Raw genomic sequence first — 5,698 nt, forward strand, 5'->3', positions numbered from 1 at the left:
AACAAAGGAACTCATAGCATGTTGACTAGGAAAGCTATGTTTATCTACCTCTACTAAATGAAATCCATCTGGGCGTGAACGGCTAAATAAATACTTTAGACCCTCGCTGAGCAGTCTTTCTCCTATCATGGCAACAACAAATAGAACAAAAGCCAAACGACGTTTAGTTACAAAATAAAGGTAAAATAAAATTGTAAGACAGATTCCAATAACAAAGTAAGTTGATCCAATAAAATCAAAAAGTTGCATTATAGGCGTTAAGTAAGAAGATCGTTTATGATGGATAAGAGATGATAACCATTTGTCAAATTCACTAAACTTGCCCATTTTAACTAAGATACCAGTACAAACAAAGCTAATTAGCAGTAACAGTCCAATAATATATAATTTTAGCTTTACTAAAATAAACATATTGAAATCCCCAGTTCTACATTAATGAATGTTATTATTTACACTTATTTCACATATATACAGTTTATCTCCCTCATAGCTATGCTTTGTTTCATTAAAAATGAGTTAAATATGGAGGAGTTAAAAGTGTTTATAGTAATCAAAAGGATTACTAACAAAGTTGCACAAAAAACTTCTGAATATTTACATTTTAATAAATATTATTTAGAGAATGAGTGTTAAAATAATGAAAGTTCCTTTCTCTAGGATTACTGTTCATATAGATGGTCATTCTAATGTAAGCAAATTCTTTAACATAATGAATTATAATTTGGAAAGGAGGAAAATAGATGGACTCTATCTGGATTGAATACGCTTGGGCATTGTTAATTCTAATTGGTTTAGAAGGTTTATTATCAGCTGACAATGCTCTTGTACTAGCAGTTATAGCTAAACATTTACCGGATAATCAGAAGAAAAAAGCAATTAATTATGGAATTCTTATGGCATTTATTTTTCGATTTGGTGCTCTTTTCGCTATTTCATTTATCGCTAATGTATGGTGGATACAGGCAGTGGGAGCAGCTTATCTTCTGTATTTAGGTTTAAAACATGTCCTTAAGAACCGGTTTGGAAAACGCAATGAAAATGTTCATCATGAAGATGAAAAAGAGTCTGCTGGAAAAGGATTCTGGCCGACAGTAGGGAAAATTGCGTTAGCTGATTTGGCTTTTGCGATTGATTCCATTTTAGCTGCAGTAGCCATAGCCCTCGGCCTTCCAGATTCACCGTTTGGCGAAATTGGCGGTATGGATGCGGGACAATTTGCAGTTGTAGTTTTGGGAGGAATTGCAGGTCTTATCTTGATTAAGTTTGCAGCAACCTGGTTTGTGAAACTACTCGAAAAGCGTCCTGCCTTAGAAACTACAGCATATGCCATTGTTGCTTGGGTAGGCGTTAAACTTGCTGTTATTACTCTTGCTCATAAGGATATTGGTGTCTTAGACCCCCATTTTCCCCATAGTACTATTTGGACATTAATCTTCTATGGAGTATTAGTTGGTATTGCTCTACTTGGTTGGTTTGCACCGAGCAATAAGTCTTTAGAAAAGCCTTCAGCCTAAAAATATAATTAAGTATGACGTATTGATGTATCAATATAATCAGTATGATCAAAACGAAAACACCCTGACTATATCTTAAAGAGTTAGGATGTTTTCTATCTACTTTTGAAAGTTTAGTCACAAAAGAAGATTAGCCTTTCCTGGTGCTATAACAGATGAAAATTATCGATAGTTAAGAACTAATATTTATAATACAAAATGCATTTGCTTAAACTATCTATGATGCATTAAATGAATACACCTCGTATAAAGCCAGTAAAAGAACCACTCTTTCAACTGGTTTTATATGTTGATACAGGTTATAAAGAGAAGAAACGTACAAATTCTTATAACAAGAAGTAAAATTAACTTCGCGGTTTTATAAATGAACTAAAAGAAAGTCTACTGAGATCCCCAGTAGACCTTTTTTTATTATGTATAGTTACTGACTATGTTAAGCAAACTACTCAAGATGATGGAGAGCATCATCTCACCTAGCATGACCTTTTAAAAACTCCTGAATAGGCACAGGGGTTTTTTCTCTTTTCTACACATAAGTCCTTACTAACTTGAACAAACTACACCTGATGCTGTGAAGCTTCTATTTGGAAATCCTCACTACTTCTTGAGTTCACAACATGGTTCGTTAAAAAGCTACTGATCCCTGTCTCAAAAACAGGGGTCAGTCCCATTATATCTAGAGCTTTTTTTATTTACTGAATAGATTCATTAGTACTTTCTTTTTTAAAGATTCCTATCAGGAGAGTAACGAGTCCTATTAAAAAGAAAATTGGAAACAATAACATCATCAATCCAACTGCTGCGAAACCATCTCCCTGATTAATACCAAATAGGATAGATACTATCCATGAAAAGAATGGGGCTATTATCAATATTGTAGCTGTGCCCCATATTATATATTTTCTTTTAGTTGATCTTCCTTGACTTAATCCACGAGCAAACATAAGACCTAATACTAAAATCAATAATGCAATTGCTATTGCCATTTCACTCTCACCTTCCTTACAAGAAGGATTTTACCATGAAAATCCATATTATTGTAAGGATATTCAAAATAAGTTACCATAATGGATTTTCTAGGAATAAAAGTATTTTAATGTTTATCTAAAAGTGTTTTAATAGAAAAAGTAAATATTTCAAAACAAGAAAGTGAGAACAAATGGACTTTATTTTTAATTTTATAGTCGAATTTATTGAAACAATAATTATAATGTGGCTTGTTTCGTTTGCATTAGAAAAACTGAATGTCTATCAGTTAGAGAAGAAAACTAAATGGAAATTAATACTTACTCTTTCACTTATATTAAGTATTATTTTTGCATTAATTGACCTATTATAATATGCATATCGTATACAAAATTAGTTTACATAATACCAATTATAAGAACTAAAAATAAAAACCCACCAGGCTTTCTCTAATTTAAAAGCCTGATGGGTTAATTATTTACTTAATAGATTACTTAATTTGAACTTTACTTCCATTTATTTCAATATACCATTTACCTTTTGCATAACTGTCTTTTGAAATCTCAAATACTTGAACATCGGTAACTTTGATGCCGGGATTTAAATCACTAGCAATCTTAGAGTTATCAATGTTAGTTTCAACTGAATAATTTGCTGATGCATCAATATCAGCATCATATTTTGTTCCCTTTTCATCAACAAGATTAATTGTTGGAGTTGAAAAAGCACCTAATGGCTTATCAGATATGTTTTTAACAGTCCATTGAATAGCAACAAGTGTACCACCTTCAGAAGCCTTCTTATTTGCATATTGGTCTCCAACTTGTTCTCTCTCTTCTACTTTTGTTACAGAAACTTCTGCTTTATCATCTACTGTAAAAGTCTCTCCCACTTTATGAGCTTTTTGTTCTTCTGATTTTGAAGAGCCAGAATTAGATCCAGAACTACTATCGTCTCCACCTGATGTTGCAACAGCAATTACTACAATAAGTGCAATAAGCACGATAAAGCCTAAGCAACCAAATTTAAAAAACTTTTTCATTGATGTATTTCCCCCTATGTAGCTAAATATATATCTAAAATGCATGTTTAATGATGACATATGTGCAGAAATATTACAATAATATTTCTATGATTAATTTTGGTTAAATTAACCAAAATACTTAGAATAACGTGAATAGTGATCTTTATAACGGAATCAAGTCATGAAATGGATTTTATCAAAAGTAAAAGCCTCAAATTAAAGTAGAATTAATCCTATTTTTTGAGAGACAATGTTTCAACAATCCTACAAGATGTTTCATTTTCTATACATAAATGTAGCAATTCTTATAGAACCTAATTCTTATGGTATACTATCGGACAATGACAAAACATTGTATATGCAATATGTTTTGTTCATTTTCTGCATTGAACGAACAAAAAGCCACTGTTTAGGTCCAGTGGCTTTTTTGCTTTCAAAATTGAATATGTTTTTATAATTTGAACAAACTACCCAAGAAGCCGTAAGGCTTCAATCCTTTCAACAAATAAATGTAGTAGAAAAACTCCCTTAATGCTTTGAGGGATTTTTTCTGTTTTTAAGCTGTATACGTTATTCATTTCTAGTTAACATAATGTACCTTATCGGCAGTAAATAAAAATAGAGTGTTTATTTACTTAAAATGCTAATATAAATTAATAAACTTACCAGGAGATTAATTTATATGATTAAAAAAATTATATCAACATTTGTTGCAACCTTATGTGGTAGCTTCGTGTTTGAAGCAAGGTCTTTTGATCCTCAATATGAACAAATAACCTTTAATAGTGTTATAGGTGGTTTAGTATTTGGAATGATATATATCTTACCAATTGTTATAGTATTTGGGATTCCTTCATCGATCATGATTGATACAATAATAAGAAACCTAAAAACTAAGTATAGACATCTGATTGAAATATCACTGTACATTGTTTTTGGCGCAATAGGTACAGCAATCATTTTATTAATACTTGCTTTAGGTGATGGTATAAGTGTCCTTACAGAATTTAGCTCGTTCTTTATTCTAGCCTTGAGCTGCTCAGTTCCCTTTGGATTTAGTTCAATTATATTGAAATATGCATTTAAAACGGTTCCTTCTCATTAGAAAAAAGGTTGTATAGCGTATACAACCTTAGTTACCATAATCCATATTATCGGAAATAAATTCTTAAAAAATTCTTCAAATCTCACTTACTAAAAATGATATAATTTCTATATTATTACATTTAAAAGGAGATATTTAATGAGTTTTCAAGAAATCATACTAATCATGATAGTTGCTACCATCGTACACGAAATAGGACATCTTATAGGAGCAAAAGTAGTAGGAATTAAAATTAAAGAAGCCTCTCTTGGGTTTGGCCCAATATTATGGGAGTTCACTTTACAATCAATAAAGTTTAAAGTTTGTTGGATTTTATTAGGTGGGTACGTGATGCCCGCAGGGAGTGACGAAGAATTTTTAACATATTCTAAAAAGCGTCGGATAATCTTAACAGCTTCAGGGTTGATAATGAGTATTATAATTCTTCCCATATTTTCTCTTGTGCTAATAAAGTTAATTGAGGGAGATTCATTTCATGTTGGCATAAAATTTGTCGACTTAATACATGTTTTCTTGAATCACCCTTTTCAATATTTTTACTCAGGGTTAACTATATTTCCGACAACAATCTATTCTAATGAAATCTCTAATTATTTGAGTTGCTTAGCTGAAATTAGTTTGTTCCTAGGCATAGTAAACGCTCTACCCATCCCAGTTTTGGATGGTGGACAAATAATAATGACTCTACTAGAAAATAAGATGCCGAAAATTAAAGATAAATATACCATCATAAACAGTATTGGATATTTAATTATAGTAGCTATTATTTTATTGCCGATGATTGAAGTATTTATTAGAAATATAAAAACTACATTTCCAATTATTTTATTTATAGGGTTTATAATATACAGAGTGGTTAAGATCAACCACAGGTTTGAAAAAAGTAGTAAAGATGTCTAATTATAATTAGTAATTATTGAATGTATATTTCATACATCTTTAGTTAACATAATACCTCTTTCCGGAAGACATCACCAAAAAAAGAACCCCTTGAGCCACAAGGAGTTTAGAAAAGGTCACTATTATGAATTATGCAGCTTTTTATACACCCTTGATTTATCAACGTTTGGCCTCGGGCTGAGTGACAAA

5 protein-coding genes and 1 pseudogene are annotated in these 5,698 nt (G+C 31.2%); 3 read left to right on the plus strand and 3 right to left on the minus strand.

Annotated features, from left to right (window positions below; translation table 11 throughout):
- Positions 1-411 (minus strand): annotated as a pseudogene (locus ACOZIR_RS28220) (phosphatase PAP2 family protein); the annotation flags it as partial.
- A 329-nt stretch (positions 412-740) separates the two neighbouring features.
- Between ACOZIR_RS28220 and ACOZIR_RS28225 the strand changes: the two are divergent.
- Positions 741-1,514, plus strand: coding sequence for a TerC family protein (locus ACOZIR_RS28225; protein ID WP_310878827.1), 774 nt, complete (start codon positions 741-743; stop codon positions 1,512-1,514).
- A 692-nt stretch (positions 1,515-2,206) separates the two neighbouring features.
- Here ACOZIR_RS28225 and ACOZIR_RS28230 read toward each other — a convergent pair.
- Together ACOZIR_RS28230 and ACOZIR_RS28235 are read right to left on the minus strand one after the other, a co-directional pair.
- Positions 2,207-2,500 (minus strand): hypothetical protein, encoded by a 294-nt coding sequence (locus tag ACOZIR_RS28230; RefSeq protein WP_205663458.1) that lies wholly within the window; start codon positions 2,498-2,500, stop codon positions 2,207-2,209.
- 470 nt (positions 2,501-2,970) lie between these two features.
- Positions 2,971-3,522: a DUF4352 domain-containing protein gene (locus tag ACOZIR_RS28235; RefSeq protein WP_421536103.1), complete on the minus strand. Its 552-nt coding sequence runs from the start codon at positions 3,520-3,522 to the stop codon at positions 2,971-2,973.
- 664 nt (positions 3,523-4,186) lie between these two features.
- On the opposite strand from ACOZIR_RS28235, the gene ACOZIR_RS28240 reads away from it, so the two are divergent.
- Together ACOZIR_RS28240 and ACOZIR_RS28245 are read left to right on the plus strand one after the other, a co-directional pair.
- A complete protein-coding gene (locus ACOZIR_RS28240) occupies positions 4,187-4,609 on the plus strand; it encodes a hypothetical protein (protein ID WP_421536104.1) in 423 nt (140 codons plus the stop codon).
- Between the two features lie 138 nt (positions 4,610-4,747).
- On the plus strand, positions 4,748-5,509 hold the full coding sequence (locus ACOZIR_RS28245) for a site-2 protease family protein (RefSeq protein WP_421536105.1): 762 nt from the start codon (positions 4,748-4,750) through the stop codon (positions 5,507-5,509).
- Positions 5,510-5,698: the final 189 nt, after the last annotated feature.

This window comes from Priestia sp. D3YE.R1 (genome assembly GCF_049199565.1).
In the GTDB taxonomy this organism is placed as follows: domain Bacteria; phylum Bacillota; class Bacilli; order Bacillales; family Bacillaceae_H; genus Priestia; species Priestia aryabhattai.